Here is a 14,741-nt window from a genome sequence, read left to right as displayed (position 1 = left end):
GCCGGCCCCCGCCGCCGGGCGTCGCGGAGGCCGCCGAGGCCCGGGCCACCGGGGGGCGCGGGCGTCGCCAGGGTGGGGCCCGCGCCACCAGGGGCCCGAAGCACTCAGCCTGCCCTCAGGGGCGGCGTACGGTCTTGGAGAAAAGCGCGTCCGCCGCCTCGGGCAGGACCAGGCTGGTGCGTTCCCCCGGCAGCCGGTCGGCGCTCGGCGGCCCGTCGCGCGGCGGCAGCGGGGCCGCGCTCACGGCGGCGTACCGGCCCGGCGTGCAGCCCGTCATGGCCCTGAACTCGCCGCTGAGATGGGCCTGGTCGTAGAAGCCGCACAGGGCCGCGGTCTCCGCCTGGGAGCGTCCGGCGAGCAGCAGCCGGCGGGCCCGCTGGAGCCGCAGGATGCGTGCGGCGGCCTTGGGCGCGACGCCGATCTGCTCGCGGAAGCGGTTCTCCAACTGGCGGGTGCTGCGGCCGACCCCGGCGGCGAGCCGGGCGACGGGCACGTCGCCGTGGGCGCGGGCCAGCGCGTCCCAGGCGCGGACGGTGCGCGGGCAGCTCGGCGGCCAGGCCCGCGTCCCCGGCCGCAGGGACTCGTCGAGGAGCCGGAAGCGCGCGCCCCAGTCGGGCAGCGCGCCCAGGGCCGCCGCGAGGTCGCCGACGCGGCGCCACGGGCCCGCCGTGGGCCGCAGGCCGAGGGCGTCCGGGTCGAGGGCGCGGTCGGCCAGCTCGTGCTGGTCGGTGCCGAACAGCGTGAACGACGCCCACGGCGCGAGCAGCACCTCGACGCCCGCGAGCCGCCCGTCGTGCTCGCCGAGCACCGGCCGCGTGGCCAGCCCGGTCAGCACCGACACCAGGCGGTCCGGCGGCCGGGGCGGGCCGGTGAGGCCGTGGATCCGCAGGGCGCCGCCGAAGCCGAGCAGCAACGTGACCGCGCCGACGGGCACTTCGAGCCTGCGCCGCGGCGCGCCGAGCGCGAGCCGGAACCCGTGGTAGCCGAGGACGCCCGGCCGCAGACCGGGGTGCGGCCGCGCGTACGCGGCCTCCCACAGGCCGTCGGGGCCGCGCAGCCGGCGCATCGCGCCGCTACGCCCCGCAGGAGCGCAGGAAGGCCCGGGTGCGGCGGGCGATGGGCGCCGGCGCGTCCGGCGCGCACGGGTACATGTCCTGCTCGACGATGGCGAACAGCTCGACGCCGAGCTTCTGCGCCGCCGCAAGGACGGGCTCCAGGGCGGGCACGCCCGCGGGCGGCTCGCACATCACGCCACGCGCCACGGCGGGCCCGAACGGCACGTCGTGCGCCCGCACTTCGGTGAGGACGGCCGGGTCGACCTGCTTGAGGTGCAGGTAGCCGACGCGCTCGCCGTACGTCTCGATGAGCTTGACGCTGTCGCCGCCGCAGTACGCGTAGTGGCCGGTGTCCAGGCAGAGCGAGACGAGGGCGGGGTCGGTGGCGTCGAGGAAGCGGGTGACGTTCTCCTCGGTGTCGATGTGGGTGTCCGCGTGCGGGTGGACGACGACGTCCAGGCCGTAGCGCTCGCGGACCTCGTGGCCGAGCCGCTCGGTCTGGGACGCCAACTGCCGCCACTGCTCGGGCGTCAGCGTCGCGTCCTCGAGGACCTCGCCGGTCTTGTCGTCGCGCCAGAAGGACGGGATGACGACGAGGTGCCGCCCGCCCGTCGCCCGGGTCAGCTCCGCGACGGAGGCCACGTGCTCCCACGTCCGGTCCCAGACGGCCGGGCCGTGGTGCAGCGAGGTGAAGACGGTACCGGCCGAGACCTTCAGGCCCCGGCGCCCCGTCTCCTCGGCGAGCACGGCCGGGTCGGTCGGCAGGTAGCCGTACGGGCCCAGCTCGATCCACTCGTACCCGCACGCCGCGACCTCGTCCAGGAAGCGGCTCCACGGCACCTGCCGGGGGTCGTCGGGGAACCACACGCCCCACGAGTCGGGGGCCGAGCCGATCCTGATGCGGGACAACCCCGACTCGCTCGTCTGCTGCGCCATGGCCGCAAGCCTCGCCGTCCGCCGAGAAGGGTGTCAAGGAGTGGTCCGAATGTCAGGACAAAATGTTGACAGGGTTCCGGGGACCCGATTAGACCTTGGGGGAGCCACCACGAAGGGACGTGCAGGGTGTCCGATCCGCACACCGGGCCGAGCGCCGACGCGCAGGCCGGTCCGTACGACGTGATCACCATGGGGCGGATCGGGGTGGACCTGTATCCCCTGCAGACCGGGGTGCCGCTCGCGCGGGTCACGTCGTTCGGCAAGTTCCTCGGCGGCTCGGCGACGAACGTGGCGGTCGCGGCGGCCCGGCTCGGGCGGCGCGTCGGCGTGGTCACGCGGACGGGGCGGGACCCGTTCGGGGAGTACCTGCGGGCGCAGCTCCGGGAGTTCGGTGTGGACGGGCGCTGGGTCACCGAGGTGGCGGGCCTGCCGACGCCGGTCACCTTCTGCGAGGTGTTCCCGCCCGACGACTTCCCGCTGTACTTCTACCGGCAGCCCAAGGCGCCGGACCTGGAGATCCGCGCGGACGAGCTCGACCTCGGCGCGATCGCGGCGGCGCGGATCTTCTGGATGACCGGGACGGGCCTGAGCGAGGAGCCGAGCCGGGAGGCGACGCTGGCCGCCCTCGCCGCCCGGCCCCCGGGCGGTACCACCGTCTTCGACCTCGACTGGCGGCCCATGTTCTGGTCCGACCCCGACGCGGCCCGCCCCCACTACGCCGCCGCGCTGCGGCACGCGACCGTCGCCGTGGGCAACGTGGACGAGGTGGAGGTCGCGACCGGGCTCCGGCGGCCCCGGGACGCCGCGCGCGCCCTCCTCGACGCCGGGGTGGAGCTGGCCGTGGTCAAGCAGGGGCCGCGCGGGGTGCTCGCGATGAACCGGGCGGGGGAGGCGGTCGAGGTGCCGCCGCTGCCGGTGACCGTGCTCAACGGCCTGGGCGCGGGGGACGCCTTCGGCGGGGCGCTGTGCCACGGGCTGCTCGCCGGGTGGGAGCCGGCGCGGGTGGTGAAGTTCGCCAACGCGGCGGGGGCGATCGTCGCCTCGCGGCTGGAGTGTTCATCGGCGATGCCGTACGCCGACGAGGTCGAGGCGGCGCTGGCTGCCGGGGCCGTGCGTTCCCAAGGGGCCGTGCGATGAAGGCCCTGGTCCACGGCCGGGGGCACCTGGGGTCGTGTCCACCCGGCGCCCGTGGCGGAGTACGGGCATGAGCGCCGTTGACGTGGGCGCGCTCGTGCGGACGCGGGCCCGGTGTCCCGAGGCCATCGCCGAGGCCGCCGCCCGCAGGACGCGGCGGCCGTTGGTGGGGGAGTCCGGGCGGCTGATGGTCGTCGCGGCGGACCACCCGGCGCGGGGCTCGCTCGGCGTCGGCAAGGACCCGCTCGCCATGGCCGACCGGGCCGACCTCCTGGAGCGGCTGTGCGTCGCACTGGCGCGGCCCGGCGTGGACGGCGTGCTCGCCACCGCCGACATCCTGGACGACCTGCTGCTGCTCGGCGCGCTCGACGGCAAGGTCGTGATGGGCTCCATGAACCGGGGCGGCCTCGCGGGCGCCGCGTTCGAGCTGGACGACCGGTTCACCGGGCACCGCCCCGAGGACCTGGAGCGGCTCGGCTTCGACGCGGGCAAGCTGCTGCTGCGCGTCGACTACGAGGACCCCGGGTCGCTCACCACGCTGTACGCCACCGCGCGCGCCGTCGACGCCATGGCGGCGCGCAGGCTGCCGGTGTTCGTCGAGCCGTTCCTGTGCCGCAGGACCCCCGACGGCGTGCGCAACGACCTGAGCGCCGAGGCCGTGACCCGGTCCATCGCCATCGCCTCCGGGCTCGGCGGCACCTCGGCGTACACCTGGCTGAAGGTGCCCGTCACCGAGGACCCCGACGACATGGCGCGGGTCATGGAGACCTCGACGCTGCCCGCCGTACTGCTCGGCGGCGACATCGGCACGGACCCCGGGGACGCGGACCACACGTTCGAGAAGTGGCGGGACGCGCTCCGGCTGCCCACCGTGTACGGCCTGGTGGCGGGGCGCGCGCTGCTCTACCCGGTGGACGGGGACGTGGCGGGCGCCGTCGACACGGCCGTGGGCCTGCTGTAGCCGTGAGGTACGCACCGAACAGGAGGCCCGTATGACGTATCTGCCCCGGGGGAGCGCGGCCGAGGGGCCCTACGCCCTCGCCGTGGACCCCGCACGCGCCGCCTGGACGTACTCCAGCCTGCGCGTCGTCGAACTGCCGCCCGGTGGGTCGCACTCCTTGGCCACCGGGGAGAGTGAATGGATCGTGCTCCCGCTGACCGGCGGCTGTACGGTGCACACGGAGGGCGAGATCATCGAACTCCTGGGCCGGGAGAGCGTGTTCAGCGGGGCGAGTGACTTCGCCTACGCTCCCCGCGACTCCCACCTCCAGATCGCCTCCGGCGCGGGAGGCCGCTTCGCCCTGGCAGGAGCGAAGTGCGAGCGCCGACTCCCCGCCCGCTACGGCCCCGCGCCGGAGGTCCCCGTCGAGCACCGCGGCAGCGGCACGTGCGCCCGCCAGGTGCGCAACTTCGCGGCGGCGGACGCGTTCGCCTGCGACCGCCTCATCGCCGTCGAGGTGGTCACGCCCGGCGGCAACTGGTCCTCGTACCCGCCGCACAAGCACGACGAGTACCGCCCCGGCGCCGAGACCGAGCTCGAGGAGATCTACTACTTCGAGATCGACGGCCCCGGGGGCTTCGGCTACCAGCGGGTCTTCCCCTCCCGCGAGGGCGGCACCGACGTGCTCGCCGAGGTCCGCTCCGGGGACGCCGTGCTCGTGCCCGACGGCTGGCACGGGCCGTCGATCGCCCAGCCGGGCCACGCCATGTACTACCTGAACGTGATGGCGGGACCCGGGGACGAACGGGAGTGGAAGATCTGCTTCCACCCCGACCACACGGAGGGATACCGATGAGCGGCACGGTCCGGCTGACCACCGCCCAGGCGCTGGTGCGCTTCCTGGCCCGGCAGCACACCGAGCGGGACGGCGACCGCCGCCGCCTCATCGGCGCGATGTGGGGCATCTTCGGGCACGGCAACGTGGCCGGGCTCGGGCAGGCGCTCGTCGAGCACGGCGACGAGATGCCCTTCCTCCAAGGGCGCAACGAACAGGCCATGGTGCACGCCGCCGTCGGTCACGCCCGGCAGTCCGGGCGGCTGGCCACGCACGCCGTCACCACGTCCGTCGGCCCGGGCGCCACCAACCTCGTCACGGGTGCCGCGCTCGCGACCATCAACCACCTGCCCGTGCTGCTGCTGCCCGGGGACGTCTTCGCCGCCCGCCCCGCCGACCCCGTGCTCCAGCAGCTCGAAGTGCCCTACGCCGGCGACGTGTCCGTCAACGACTGCCTGCGCCCGGTGTCGGCGTACTTCGACCGGATCACCCGGCCCGAGGCGCTGGTGCCCGCCGCGCTCCAGGCGATGCGCGTGCTCACCGACCCGGCGGCCACGGGCGCGGTCACGCTCGCCCTGCCGCAGGACGTCCAGGCGGAGGCCTGGGACTGGCCGGAGGAGTTCTTCGCCGAGCGGGTCTGGCCGGTGCGCCGCCAGGCCCCCGACCCGGCCGAGGTGGAGGCCGCCGCGCGGGCCGTGCGGGCCGCCGCGAGGCCGCTGCTCGTCGCGGGCGGCGGGGTCCACCACAGCGCCGCCGAGGACGCCCTGCGCGCCTTCGCCGACGCCACCGGCATCCCCGTGGCGTCCACGCAGGCGGGCAAGGGCTCCCTGCGCCACGACCACCCGGCCGACGTCGGCGGCATCGGCCACACCGGCACCGCCACCGCCGACGAACTGGCCCGCGCCGCCGACCTGGTGATCGGCGTCGGCACCCGCTGGACCGACTTCACCACGGCCTCCGGCACGCTCTTCGCCGGGGACGGCGTGCGCTTCGTGAACCTCAACGTCGCCCCCTTCGACGCCCACAAGATGGCGGGCACCACGGTCGTCGCGGACGCCCGCGCGGGCCTGGAGGCGCTCACCCGGGCACTCGCGGGCCACCGCGTGGAGCCCGCGTACGTGGACCGGTACACGGACGCCAAGGAGCGCTGGGAGCACCGCGTCGACGCCGCGTACGCCGTGGACGACCCGGCCGCGCGCCCCACCCAAACCCAGGTCCTCGGCCTGCTCGACGAGCTCGTCGGGGACGAGGACGTGGTGATCAACGCGGCCGGCTCGCTCCCCGGCGACCTGCACAAGCTGTGGCGGGCCCGCTCGCCGCGCCAGTACCACGTCGAGTACGGCTACTCCTGCATGGGCTACGAGATCCCCGCCGCGATCGGGGTGTCCCTGGCCGCCCCCGAAGCGCCCGTGTGGGCCCTCGTCGGCGACGGCACGTACCTGATGATGCCCACCGAGATCGTCACGGCCGTGCAGGAGGACGTCCCGATCAAGGTCGTGATCCTCCAGAACCACGGCTACGCCTCCATCGGCGGCCTCTCGGAGTCCGTGGGCGGCGAGCGCTTCGGCACCGCCTACCGCCACCGCGCCCCCGACGGCACCTACACCGGCGCCCCGCTGCCCGTCGACCTCGCCGCCAACGCGGCCTCCCTCGGCCTGCCGGTGACCCGGGCGAAGACCGTCGGCGAGCTGCGCGCGGCCCTGCGCGCGGCGCGCGCGGCGAACGGTCCCACATGTGTCTACGTGGAGACGGAAACGGCAGACACAGTGTCGGGCCCGCCCCCGGCACAGGCGTGGTGGGATGTGCCCGTGGCCGAGACCGCGACCCGCCCGTCGGCGGTCAGGGCCCGTGAGGAGTACGACCGGCACGTCTCCGCCCGGCGTCGCCATCTGTGAGGGAGTTCTTGGCATGACTGGCATGACGAAGACCGTCGACCACTGGATCGGCGGCAAGGCCGTCGAGGGGACGTCCGGCACCTACGGCCCCGTCACCGACCCGGCGACCGGCGCCGTCACCACCCGGGTGGCCTTCGCGGACGTGGCCGAGGTGGACGCGGCGGTCGCCGCCGCCAAGGCCGCGTACGCGACCTGGGGCACGTCCTCGCTCGCGCAGCGCACGAGCGTCCTCTTCCGGTTCCGCGCGCTGCTCGACGCGCACCGCGACGAGATCGCCGCGCTGATCACCGCCGAGCACGGCAAGGTGCACTCCGACGCGCTCGGCGAGGTCGCCCGCGGCCTGGAGATCGTCGACCTCGCCTGCGGCATCAACGTGCAGCTCAAGGGCGAGCTGTCCACGCAGGTCGCCAGCCGCGTCGACGTCGCCTCGATCCGCCAGCCGCTCGGCGTCGTCGCGGGCATCACGCCCTTCAACTTCCCGGCCATGGTGCCGATGTGGATGTTCCCGATCGCCATCGCCTGCGGCAACACCTTCGTCCTCAAGCCCAGCGAGAAGGACCCGTCGGCGTCCATCCGGATCGCCGAGCTGCTGGCCGAGGCGGGCCTGCCCGACGGCGTCTTCAACGTCGTGCACGGCGACAAGGTGGCCGTGGACCGCCTCCTGGCCCACCCGGACGTGGCCGCCGTGTCCTTCGTGGGCTCCACGCCCATCGCGAAGTACATCCACACCACGGCCTCCGCCCACGGCAAGCGCGTCCAGGCCCTCGGCGGCGCCAAGAACCACATGCTGGTGCTTCCCGACGCCGACCTGGACGCGGCCGCCGACGCGGCGGTCTCGGCGGCGTACGGCTCGGCGGGCGAGCGCTGCATGGCCATCTCGGCCGTGGTCGCGGTCGGCCCGGTCGGCGACGAACTCGTCGCGAAGATCAAGGAGCGGGCCGAGAAGATCAAGATCGGCCCCGGCGCCGACCCGGAGTCGGAGATGGGCCCGCTCATCACGGCCGCGCACCGCGACAAGGTGGCGTCGTACGTGACGGGCGCGGCGGCCCAGGGCTGCGAGGTCGTCCTGGACGGCACAGGCCACACCGTCGAGGGCTACGAGGACGGCCACTGGATCGGCCTGTCCCTGCTCGACCGGGTGCCGGTGACGGCGGACGCGTACCGCGACGAGATCTTCGGCCCCGTCCTGTGCGTGCTGCGCGTCGACACCTACGAGGAGGGCCTGGCCCTCATCAACGCCTCGCCGTTCGGCAACGGCACCGCGATCTTCACCCGCGACGGCGGCGCCGCGCGCCGCTTCCAGCTCGAGGTCGAGGCGGGCATGGTCGGCGTGAACGTGCCGATCCCGGTGCCGGTGGGCTACCACTCCTTCGGCGGCTGGAAGGACTCGCTCTTCGGCGACCACCACGTCTACGGCAACGACGGCACGCACTTCTACACCCGCGGCAAGGTCGTCACGACCCGCTGGCCCGACCCGTCCGACACCCCGGCGGGCGTGGACCTGGGATTCCCGCGCACCCACTGAGAGTCGCCCTCCCGGTGAACGAGGCCGTCCGCGCAGCGGACGGCCTCGTTTCTTTTTTGGCGCGATGGCTGCGGTTCCCGCAGGGAGGGGAGAAAGGGGGCGGGGAAGGCAGTTCGCCTGCTTGACCTTGATTTCTAAGGCGTGTGTCGATAACTGCCCGTGAATTACTACCGATCGCTGGCAACGGCTGCGATTCCATGGCGAGTTAGCCGTCCGTCGGGGTGCGGATTCCGTAGGTAACCGGCCATTGACGTTTTCCTGACGCGGGGGTTTCCATGACGGCTCGCCTCCCCCCTTTGGTACGAGCCGATCGGATCCGCCGCATGACCGAAACGCTGCACACGCCGCCGCAGACCGCGGCCGCTCCCGTCGTACCGGACTCCGTACAGGGAGCGGAGGGGGCACAGGCCCCGCGAACACTCAAGCGGTCCATCGGCGTCGTCGGCGGCACCCTGCTCACGCTGTCCTGCGTGACCCCGGCGTCCACGCTGTTCGTGGTCGTGCCCGACCTGTTCGCCACGCTGGGCACCGCCACCGCCCTCACCATCGCGATCGGGGCCCTGCTGTGCGTGGGCGTCGCCTTCTGCTACGCCGAGCTGGGCACGCTCATCCCCAGCGCGGGCGGCGAGTACGCGATGGTCTCCACGATGGCCGGGCGGCTCGCGGGCTGGCTGGTGTTCGTGCTCTCCCTGCTCGTCGTCATGATCGTGCCGCCGGTCATCGCCATGGGCACCGCCGACTACCTGGCGCCCCTGGTCCACATCGACGCCCGGTACGCCGGCGCGGGCGTGATGGTCCTCGCCACCCTCGCGGGCCTGCTCGACCTGCGGGCCAACGCCTGGATCACCGGTGTCTTCCTGGTCCTGGAAGTGGTGGCCGCGGCGGTCGTGGCGGTGCTCGGCTTCACGCACGCCGAGCGCGGGGCGGGCAGCCTCGTCGACCTCACCGTCGCCAGTGGTTCGGGCTCCGGCTCCGGCGGGGGCACCGAGGCCGTCACCGCCCTGCTCATCGTCTCCGGGCTCGCCATCGCCCTCTTCGTCACCCAGGGCTTCTCCACCGCCGTCTACCTCTCCGAGGAGATGGAGGACCCGCGCCGCAACGTCGCCCGGACCGTGCTGCTCACCCTCGGCATCTCGGCCGTGGTGCTGCTGGTGCCGGTCGCCGCGATCACCGTGGGCGCGCCGGACCTGGCGGCGCTCACCCGCGGGGACATCGGCGCCATGGTCGAGGGCTGGTCGGGCTCCGGGGTCGCCACCTTCATCAGCCTGTGCGTGGCCCTCGCCATCATCAACGCGGGCATCGTGATGGTCATCCAGAACTCCCGCGTGCTGTTCGCCTCCGCACGCGACAAGGCGTGGCCCGCGCCCGTGAACACGGTCCTGTCCCGGCTCGGGTCCCGCTTCGGCTCGCCCTGGGTCGCCACGCTGCTGGTCGGCGTGCCCGGCGCGGGGCTGTGCTTCGTGAACCTCGACACGCTGTACGGGGTCACCGGGGTGTCCGTGACGGGCATGTACCTGCTGGTGGCGGTGGCGGCGCTGCTGGGGCGCCGGGGCGGCCGGTCGCTGGCTCCTGCCTGGCGGATGCCGCTGTGGCCGGGGGTGCCGGTGGTGCTGATCGCCGTCCTCGCGTACGTCCTCAGTCAGCAGGAGGTCGCGTACCTGCTGTGGACCGGGGGGATCGTGGGGGTGGCGACGCTGTACTGGCTCTGCTACCTGAGGCCGCGGGGGGCTACGCGGTGGCTGGTGAGCGTGCCGGAGTAGGCCCTCGCGGGGGGCGCCCCAGACCCGCCCCTTTCCCGTAACCAGGGGCTGCCGCCCCTGGACCCCGCTTTTCGGCGCTCCGCGCCTCGTCCTCAAACGCCGGACGGGCTGAACGGATGCGCGTACAGGTAGCAGCGCCGGATGCGCTGCCACCGCGTGTCATAGCCCTGCTCGGCTGTCGTGTCTCGCTGTCACTGTGTCTCACGCTCGTGCGTCGGGCAGCGTCCCCGGCTCATCAGCTCGGGGCACCCGGGATTAGGGCGGGGGCGCGGGGCGTACGCGGTATGGGGGAGCACCTACGAAGAGGCGTGGTTACTGACGGGTGAACGTCACCCTGACGTCATTCCCACCCCGAGTGCACGCTGCTGAGATAGCTGCATGCCGAAGAACAGAGACGATCAGGCACCAGCGTTCGAACTTCGCTGTGGAGGTCTGCACTTGATAGTTCAGCACGTTCCGGCATGGCTGATCACCCTCACCGCTACCGCGATGGGAACGGGCATCGCCTGGTGGTCGAGCCGCTAGACAGATGCCCCGAACTCCGTCGCAATCTTGAGGTGGTGGCAACCACGGCACAGCACCTGAACGTTGCGGCCGTGTCCGTCCTACCTATGGCGAGCGGGCGCACAGGGTCCACGTCCACCTCATCGGCAGGGAAGTCGCCTAGGCATCAGTCACACCAGGCGTGCCCGCGCTTATGTATCCGTCTGCGGAGCCGCGCCTGACGTCTTGCTCGTCGCTTCCCGCGTGAACGGCGAGTACGGACCCAGTGACGCACCTGGTGCTGCACACCGTGCACGTCACCACATTCGCGACGAGTGGCCGCCTGGCTGCACTCAGCGCATGGGCTCATGAGTCACCGCCTGGTCGTCGTTGTTGTGGAGTGCCCGCCCCCGGACTCGAACCGGGAACACCGCGGGTCTGGACCACCTGCCTCTACCAAGTCGGCTAGGCGGGCTGGCGGTGCGGAGTGAAACCTCACGTAGGTGACGGAATGCATAAAGCCTGTCATCCGGATGACGATCCATCTCGCTGTGCGCCGCCCCCGGACTTGAACCGGGGAACTCTGTGGACTGCGTAAGGATGTCTCTGAGGCGTTCGGTACCGCGCATCTCCGCCGTTGGGCCAGAGGCCAAGGATGCCCCGAGCTGGCGAGGACCGCGTCGGAACGCGGGGCCGTACGAGCCTGCAACCCCGCTCGGCTTGCCCTCGTTTGGGGTGGTTTGCTGATGGTTGGTACGCTCCCCGCGCGCTGCCCCACGATCCCCGCGGCCACCCCCGAGTAACGCGAGGGTGCGCGGTGCACGGGCAACGTTGCTGAGAGCGGGCCCTCAGTCCGCCGTGTGTCCCCCTGCAGGGCGGGTGCGCGGCAATCCCGCTCTCAGTTGTTAGTGGAGAGCAAGCCTTGCCCACACCTGTGTGTGGGGGGCGGCTTCCCCTCCCGCCTTCAGTGGAGAGCAAACCTTGCCTGCCGTTTCAGGTGGGCGGTGCGCACTCGCCCTACATCTAAGGGGAGAGCCAGCCCTGCCCGAAGAGGGACCGGTGGCGGAGCGCCGTTTGCGGTACCGGGCTCTTCGCCTGCACCGTCACCCCATCACCACCCTTCCTTCCGCTGTTGAGCCGCCCAAGAGCACAGGCGAAGGCGGCCTTGAGGCACCCGCCAAGCCCGGGAGGCGGCAGACACCCACCGGGACTTGCACAGCCCTACGGCACTGCTATGCGGCCATCAGTTCCCGAATGGGCTCGGCCGGGGCAGGTTCGGCGAGCCGCACCGAGCTGCCCGAAGCCGGGGGGGGTGCGTCGTTCCGCATCTCGGTTTCCACGTCCGCCGCGACGGTCGCAAGCTCGGCAATGGCGGGGTCCAGCTCTCCGGTGATGGTGAACTCCACGCGGCGCACGACGAGCCGTCGCCATCTGCCCTTGTCGCCCGGCTTGACCATGAGACGCGCTCCGGCGCTGATGAGCATGGCCCGACGCTCTGTAGCGTCGCCCTCGGTCCAGTCGTCGGCATGCGTGCGCCCGGAGGAAGGGCCACCTCTAGGCAAGGCTTGCGCTTCTCGCGGAATTCCAGCTTCGCCAGGCGTGTGTCAAGGGCGTCCGCGCGGCCCTGCCATGCCGCCTGGGCGCTCTTGGACTTCTGGCGTCCCTTCTCCTGGTGTTCTGCGAACTCGGCGAGCGGGGCGTCTATCTCGGGTTATGGGTCGTAGCCGGGGATCTCAATGACACGGTCTATAAATCCTGCCCGCTGCCTGCAGGAACTCGTTCGTCACGTGATCGCCCACCCACTCAGCGCATACGGTGTACAGGGCCGGGCAGTAGGTCCCGTACTTGTACGACGAGCAACCATAGGTGCCCGATGACCGGATGCGGTGCATGCGCTCGGTGCATCCGTTGCAGTGGATGACCCGCAGCAGCAGCGGGGTGGAATCCTTGCGCTCGGGCGCTTTCTCCGTAATCGGCTTGTGGCTGAGCAGCCCCTTACCGTCCATCAGCTCGGCAATGATGCGCTCAATGATCGTGACTGCGTACGGGGCGGGTACCAGGACCCAGCCCACGCCTCGTGCTCGGCGGGCAGGGGGCTGGCAGGTAGCCGTATGCGGGCCTGCAGCCGCCTCGCCAGCGAAGCGGCATCTTCCACATGGCAGCCTGTGCCCCGGTCACCCGGTCCTTGGGGCTCTGCAACTCGACCTGAGCGGCGAAGGGGTCCAGCGGGTTACGAAGTCGAACGCGAGCCGGCCCTCGCCGATGCCCTCGGCGAAGACGGCGATGAGCTTACGGTGTTGGCGGGGCCACTTGGCAAGCTGGTGCACGTGCCCATGTCCCGGATGGCACGGTCGAACCGCCAGAACACCAGGGCGTCAATACCATCCGGACGCTTCAGCCATCCGCCGAGCTGCGGACGGTCAAAGGGGCCGACCCGGCTCGCGGACACGTCCAGGTCGACCGCTTCACGCAGGGCGGCAGCCTAGCCGAAAACTGATGCCGAGGGCTGCCGCCGCTGCGTCGTCGGCCTCGCGCTGCCGCTCAGGGCCCGTCGTTTCGTCCGTGCGGACAGACAGCCGGATGCAGCGGATACCACGCAGTGTGCCGGTAGACGGATCTTTTGCAGAGTAGGTGGCGTCGTCCATGCTCTCCGTAGAAAGCAAACCTCGCCTAGCGTCCCTGACCTACGTAGATACCGCCATAACTCGACCACTTCAAAGGTGTCACTCTGAAACATTGGAAAAGGGCGGGATTGGGGAGAGCCCCCGGCAGGGTCACCCGCCCAGGCTGCGCACCACCGCGTCCCAGTCGGCCTCCGCCACCACCTGGCGCCCGGGCCCGGGCAGCAGCTCGCGGTCCTTGAACCCGCTGGACGTGACCACGCACACCACCGGCCCCTCCCCGGGCACGGGACCGAGCTGCCGCAGCCCCGCGAGCCCCGCCGCCGCGGACAGCTCCGCCCAGAGCCCGCCCCGCGCCAGCTCCCCCCGCGCAGAGGCCATCTCCGCGTCCGACACGAGCAGCGCCGACCCCCCGCTCTCCCGCACCGCGACCACGCCCCGCGGACTCCCCACCGGGCAGGCGATGGCGTACGCGGCGGTCTCCCCGACGGGGACCCGCGCGGCGGGCGTCCCGGCGCGCACGGCCGCGGCCAGCGGGCCCCCGGCGGCGGGCTCGCAGGCGTACAGGCGCGGCACCCGCGGCCCGTACCCGAGCCGCACCAGCTCGGCGAAGCCCTTCCAGACGCCGAACAGCAGCTCCCCGTAGCCCGTCGGCACGAACACCGCGCGCGGGACGACGCCGAGGTCCGTGTAGACCTCGTACGCCAGCGTCTTGTAGCCCTCGGGGCCGAAACCGTGCCCGGTGTGCGCGGCGGGCGTGAGGTTGCTGACGGGGTGGTAGCCGGTCCGCTCGACGACGCGCCGCATCAGGGGCCAGCGGTCCCCGTCGGGCACGTGCAGCACGGTCGCCCCGTACGCGCGCAGGAACGCGTCGACGGCGGGCGGCACGTCCGGCGAGGTCAGGACGGCGCACGGCAGTCCGGCCCGCGCCGCATACGCGGCCGCCGACGCGCCGTGGTTGCCGGAGGAGGCGACGACCACGCCGGGCGCGCCCGCGCCGACGGCCGCGCTCACGGTGACCCGGTTGAGCCGGTCCTTGTGGCTCCAGGTGGGGTTGCGGGACTCGTCCTTGATCCAGACGCCGTCTTCGAGAGGCAGCAGCGGCGTACCGCCCTCGGCGAGGGACGGGGCGGCCAGCGGCGGCAGGAGCGGTGCCCAGCGCTCGTGGCCGCGCGGCCGGGCGGCGGCGGCCTTCGGCGTGAAGAAGCCGCCGGGCACCCGGTCGTAGGCGTAGTCGACCTCCACGGGGTGGGCGACCGACTCCGTGGACGTGACCGGGCAGCCCTCCGTCAGCGGCGGCCACAGCGGGAAGCGGGCGGACGGGTCGCCCAGGGAGCGCTGGCCGACGGCCAGGGACGTCAGCGGGTCGGGGGTCTCCTCGGATGCCGCAGGCAGGGATGTCATGGGCCAACAGCCTAGGCGCCCCTGACAGTTGGCGCCCCGCGCCGGGCGGCTACCGCCGGTGCCGTACGCGGGGCGCCCGCCGTACTCCCCGGGGAGGCCCCGGGGTTCCGACCGGGGGCCGCCCCGGTCGCCGGCGGGCGCCCGTACCGTTGT

The 14,741-nt window shown here is 72.8% G+C and carries 11 protein-coding genes and 1 tRNA gene; 6 read left to right on the top strand and 6 right to left on the bottom strand.

All coding sequences use genetic code 11. The annotated features are described in order from the left end of the window. Positions 1-115 precede the first annotated feature (115 nt). Both IE330_RS16675 and IE330_RS16670 read right to left on the bottom strand, forming a co-directional pair. Positions 116-1,066 carry a helix-turn-helix domain-containing protein gene (locus tag IE330_RS16675; RefSeq protein ID WP_190136800.1) on the bottom strand — a complete coding sequence of 317 codons (951 nt, stop codon included), beginning with the start codon at positions 1,064-1,066 and terminating at the stop codon, positions 116-118. 7 nt (positions 1,067-1,073) lie between these two features. Then, the gene (locus tag IE330_RS16670) at positions 1,074-1,991 is read right to left on the bottom strand and encodes a sugar phosphate isomerase/epimerase family protein (RefSeq protein ID WP_190136799.1); all 918 of its coding nucleotides are present in this window, start codon (positions 1,989-1,991) and stop codon (positions 1,074-1,076) included. A gap of 189 nt (positions 1,992-2,180) precedes the next feature. On the opposite strand from IE330_RS16670, the gene iolC reads away from it, so the two are divergent. From iolC to IE330_RS16640, 6 genes are all read left to right on the top strand, one after another. Next, the gene (gene iolC / locus IE330_RS16665; protein WP_190136809.1) at positions 2,181-3,128 is read left to right on the top strand and encodes a 5-dehydro-2-deoxygluconokinase; all 948 of its coding nucleotides are present in this window, start codon (positions 2,181-2,183) and stop codon (positions 3,126-3,128) included. 67 nt (positions 3,129-3,195) lie between these two features. Further along, the gene (locus tag IE330_RS16660; RefSeq protein WP_190136798.1) at positions 3,196-4,086 is read left to right on the top strand and encodes a Cgl0159 family (beta/alpha)8-fold protein; all 891 of its coding nucleotides are present in this window, start codon (positions 3,196-3,198) and stop codon (positions 4,084-4,086) included. A 31-nt stretch (positions 4,087-4,117) separates the two neighbouring features. Continuing rightward, complete coding sequence (iolB, locus tag IE330_RS16655; RefSeq protein WP_190136797.1) at positions 4,118-4,921, top strand: 5-deoxy-glucuronate isomerase; 804 nt, start codon at positions 4,118-4,120, stop codon at positions 4,919-4,921. After that, positions 4,918-6,795, top strand: coding sequence for a 3D-(3,5/4)-trihydroxycyclohexane-1,2-dione acylhydrolase (decyclizing) (iolD, locus tag IE330_RS16650; protein WP_190136796.1), 1,878 nt, complete (start codon positions 4,918-4,920; stop codon positions 6,793-6,795). Before iolB ends, iolD begins: the two co-directional genes overlap by 4 nt. Before the next feature lie 22 nt (positions 6,796-6,817). Beyond that, positions 6,818-8,320, top strand: coding sequence for a CoA-acylating methylmalonate-semialdehyde dehydrogenase (gene mmsA, locus IE330_RS16645; protein ID WP_190136808.1), 1,503 nt, complete (start codon positions 6,818-6,820; stop codon positions 8,318-8,320). Positions 8,321-8,643: 323 nt separating this feature from the next. Beyond that, on the top strand, positions 8,644-10,080 hold the full coding sequence (locus tag IE330_RS16640; RefSeq protein WP_190136795.1) for an APC family permease: 1,437 nt from the start codon (positions 8,644-8,646) through the stop codon (positions 10,078-10,080). An 884-nt stretch (positions 10,081-10,964) separates the two neighbouring features. Here IE330_RS16640 and IE330_RS16635 read toward each other — a convergent pair. The 4 genes from IE330_RS16635 to IE330_RS16625 form a co-directional block, all read right to left on the bottom strand. Continuing rightward, a tRNA-Leu gene (locus IE330_RS16635) sits at positions 10,965-11,038 on the bottom strand. Between the two features lie 757 nt (positions 11,039-11,795). Then, positions 11,796-12,047, bottom strand: coding sequence for a hypothetical protein (locus IE330_RS38985; protein ID WP_229925698.1), 252 nt, complete (start codon positions 12,045-12,047; stop codon positions 11,796-11,798). A 249-nt stretch (positions 12,048-12,296) separates the two neighbouring features. After that, complete coding sequence (locus IE330_RS38980; RefSeq protein ID WP_229925697.1) at positions 12,297-12,635, bottom strand: hypothetical protein; 339 nt, start codon at positions 12,633-12,635, stop codon at positions 12,297-12,299. 702 nt (positions 12,636-13,337) lie between these two features. Continuing rightward, complete coding sequence (locus IE330_RS16625; RefSeq protein WP_190136794.1) at positions 13,338-14,588, bottom strand: threonine synthase; 1,251 nt, start codon at positions 14,586-14,588, stop codon at positions 13,338-13,340. Positions 14,589-14,741 lie beyond the last annotated feature (153 nt).

Origin of the sequence: Streptomyces longispororuber (assembly GCF_014656095.1) — a bacterium.
Classification (GTDB): Bacteria; Actinomycetota; Actinomycetes; order Streptomycetales; family Streptomycetaceae; genus Streptomyces; species Streptomyces longispororuber.
The sequence above is the reverse complement of the archived record's forward strand: the minus strand, read 5'-3'. Positions and strand labels throughout refer to the sequence as shown.

What these genes read in the sequence shown, in the direction of transcription:
- IE330_RS16675 (WP_190136800.1), bottom strand. Translation starts at nt 1,066, where the DNA reads ATGCGCCGGCTGCGCGGCCCCGACGGCCTGTGGGAGGCCGCGTACGCG.
- IE330_RS16670 (WP_190136799.1), bottom strand. Translation starts at nt 1,991, where the DNA reads ATGGCGCAGCAGACGAGCGAGTCGGGGTTGTCCCGCATCAGGATCGGC.
- iolC (WP_190136809.1), top strand. Translation starts at nt 2,181, where the DNA reads ATGGGGCGGATCGGGGTGGACCTGTATCCCCTGCAGACCGGGGTGCCG.
- IE330_RS16660 (WP_190136798.1), top strand. Translation starts at nt 3,196, where the DNA reads ATGAGCGCCGTTGACGTGGGCGCGCTCGTGCGGACGCGGGCCCGGTGT.
- iolB (WP_190136797.1), top strand. Translation starts at nt 4,118, where the DNA reads ATGACGTATCTGCCCCGGGGGAGCGCGGCCGAGGGGCCCTACGCCCTC.
- iolD (WP_190136796.1), top strand. Translation starts at nt 4,918, where the DNA reads ATGAGCGGCACGGTCCGGCTGACCACCGCCCAGGCGCTGGTGCGCTTC.
- mmsA (WP_190136808.1), top strand. Translation starts at nt 6,818, where the DNA reads ATGACGAAGACCGTCGACCACTGGATCGGCGGCAAGGCCGTCGAGGGG.
- IE330_RS16640 (WP_190136795.1), top strand. Translation starts at nt 8,644, where the DNA reads ATGACCGAAACGCTGCACACGCCGCCGCAGACCGCGGCCGCTCCCGTC.
- IE330_RS38985 (WP_229925698.1), bottom strand. Translation starts at nt 12,047, where the DNA reads ATGCTCATCAGCGCCGGAGCGCGTCTCATGGTCAAGCCGGGCGACAAG.
- IE330_RS16625 (WP_190136794.1), bottom strand. Translation starts at nt 14,588, where the DNA reads ATGACATCCCTGCCTGCGGCATCCGAGGAGACCCCCGACCCGCTGACG.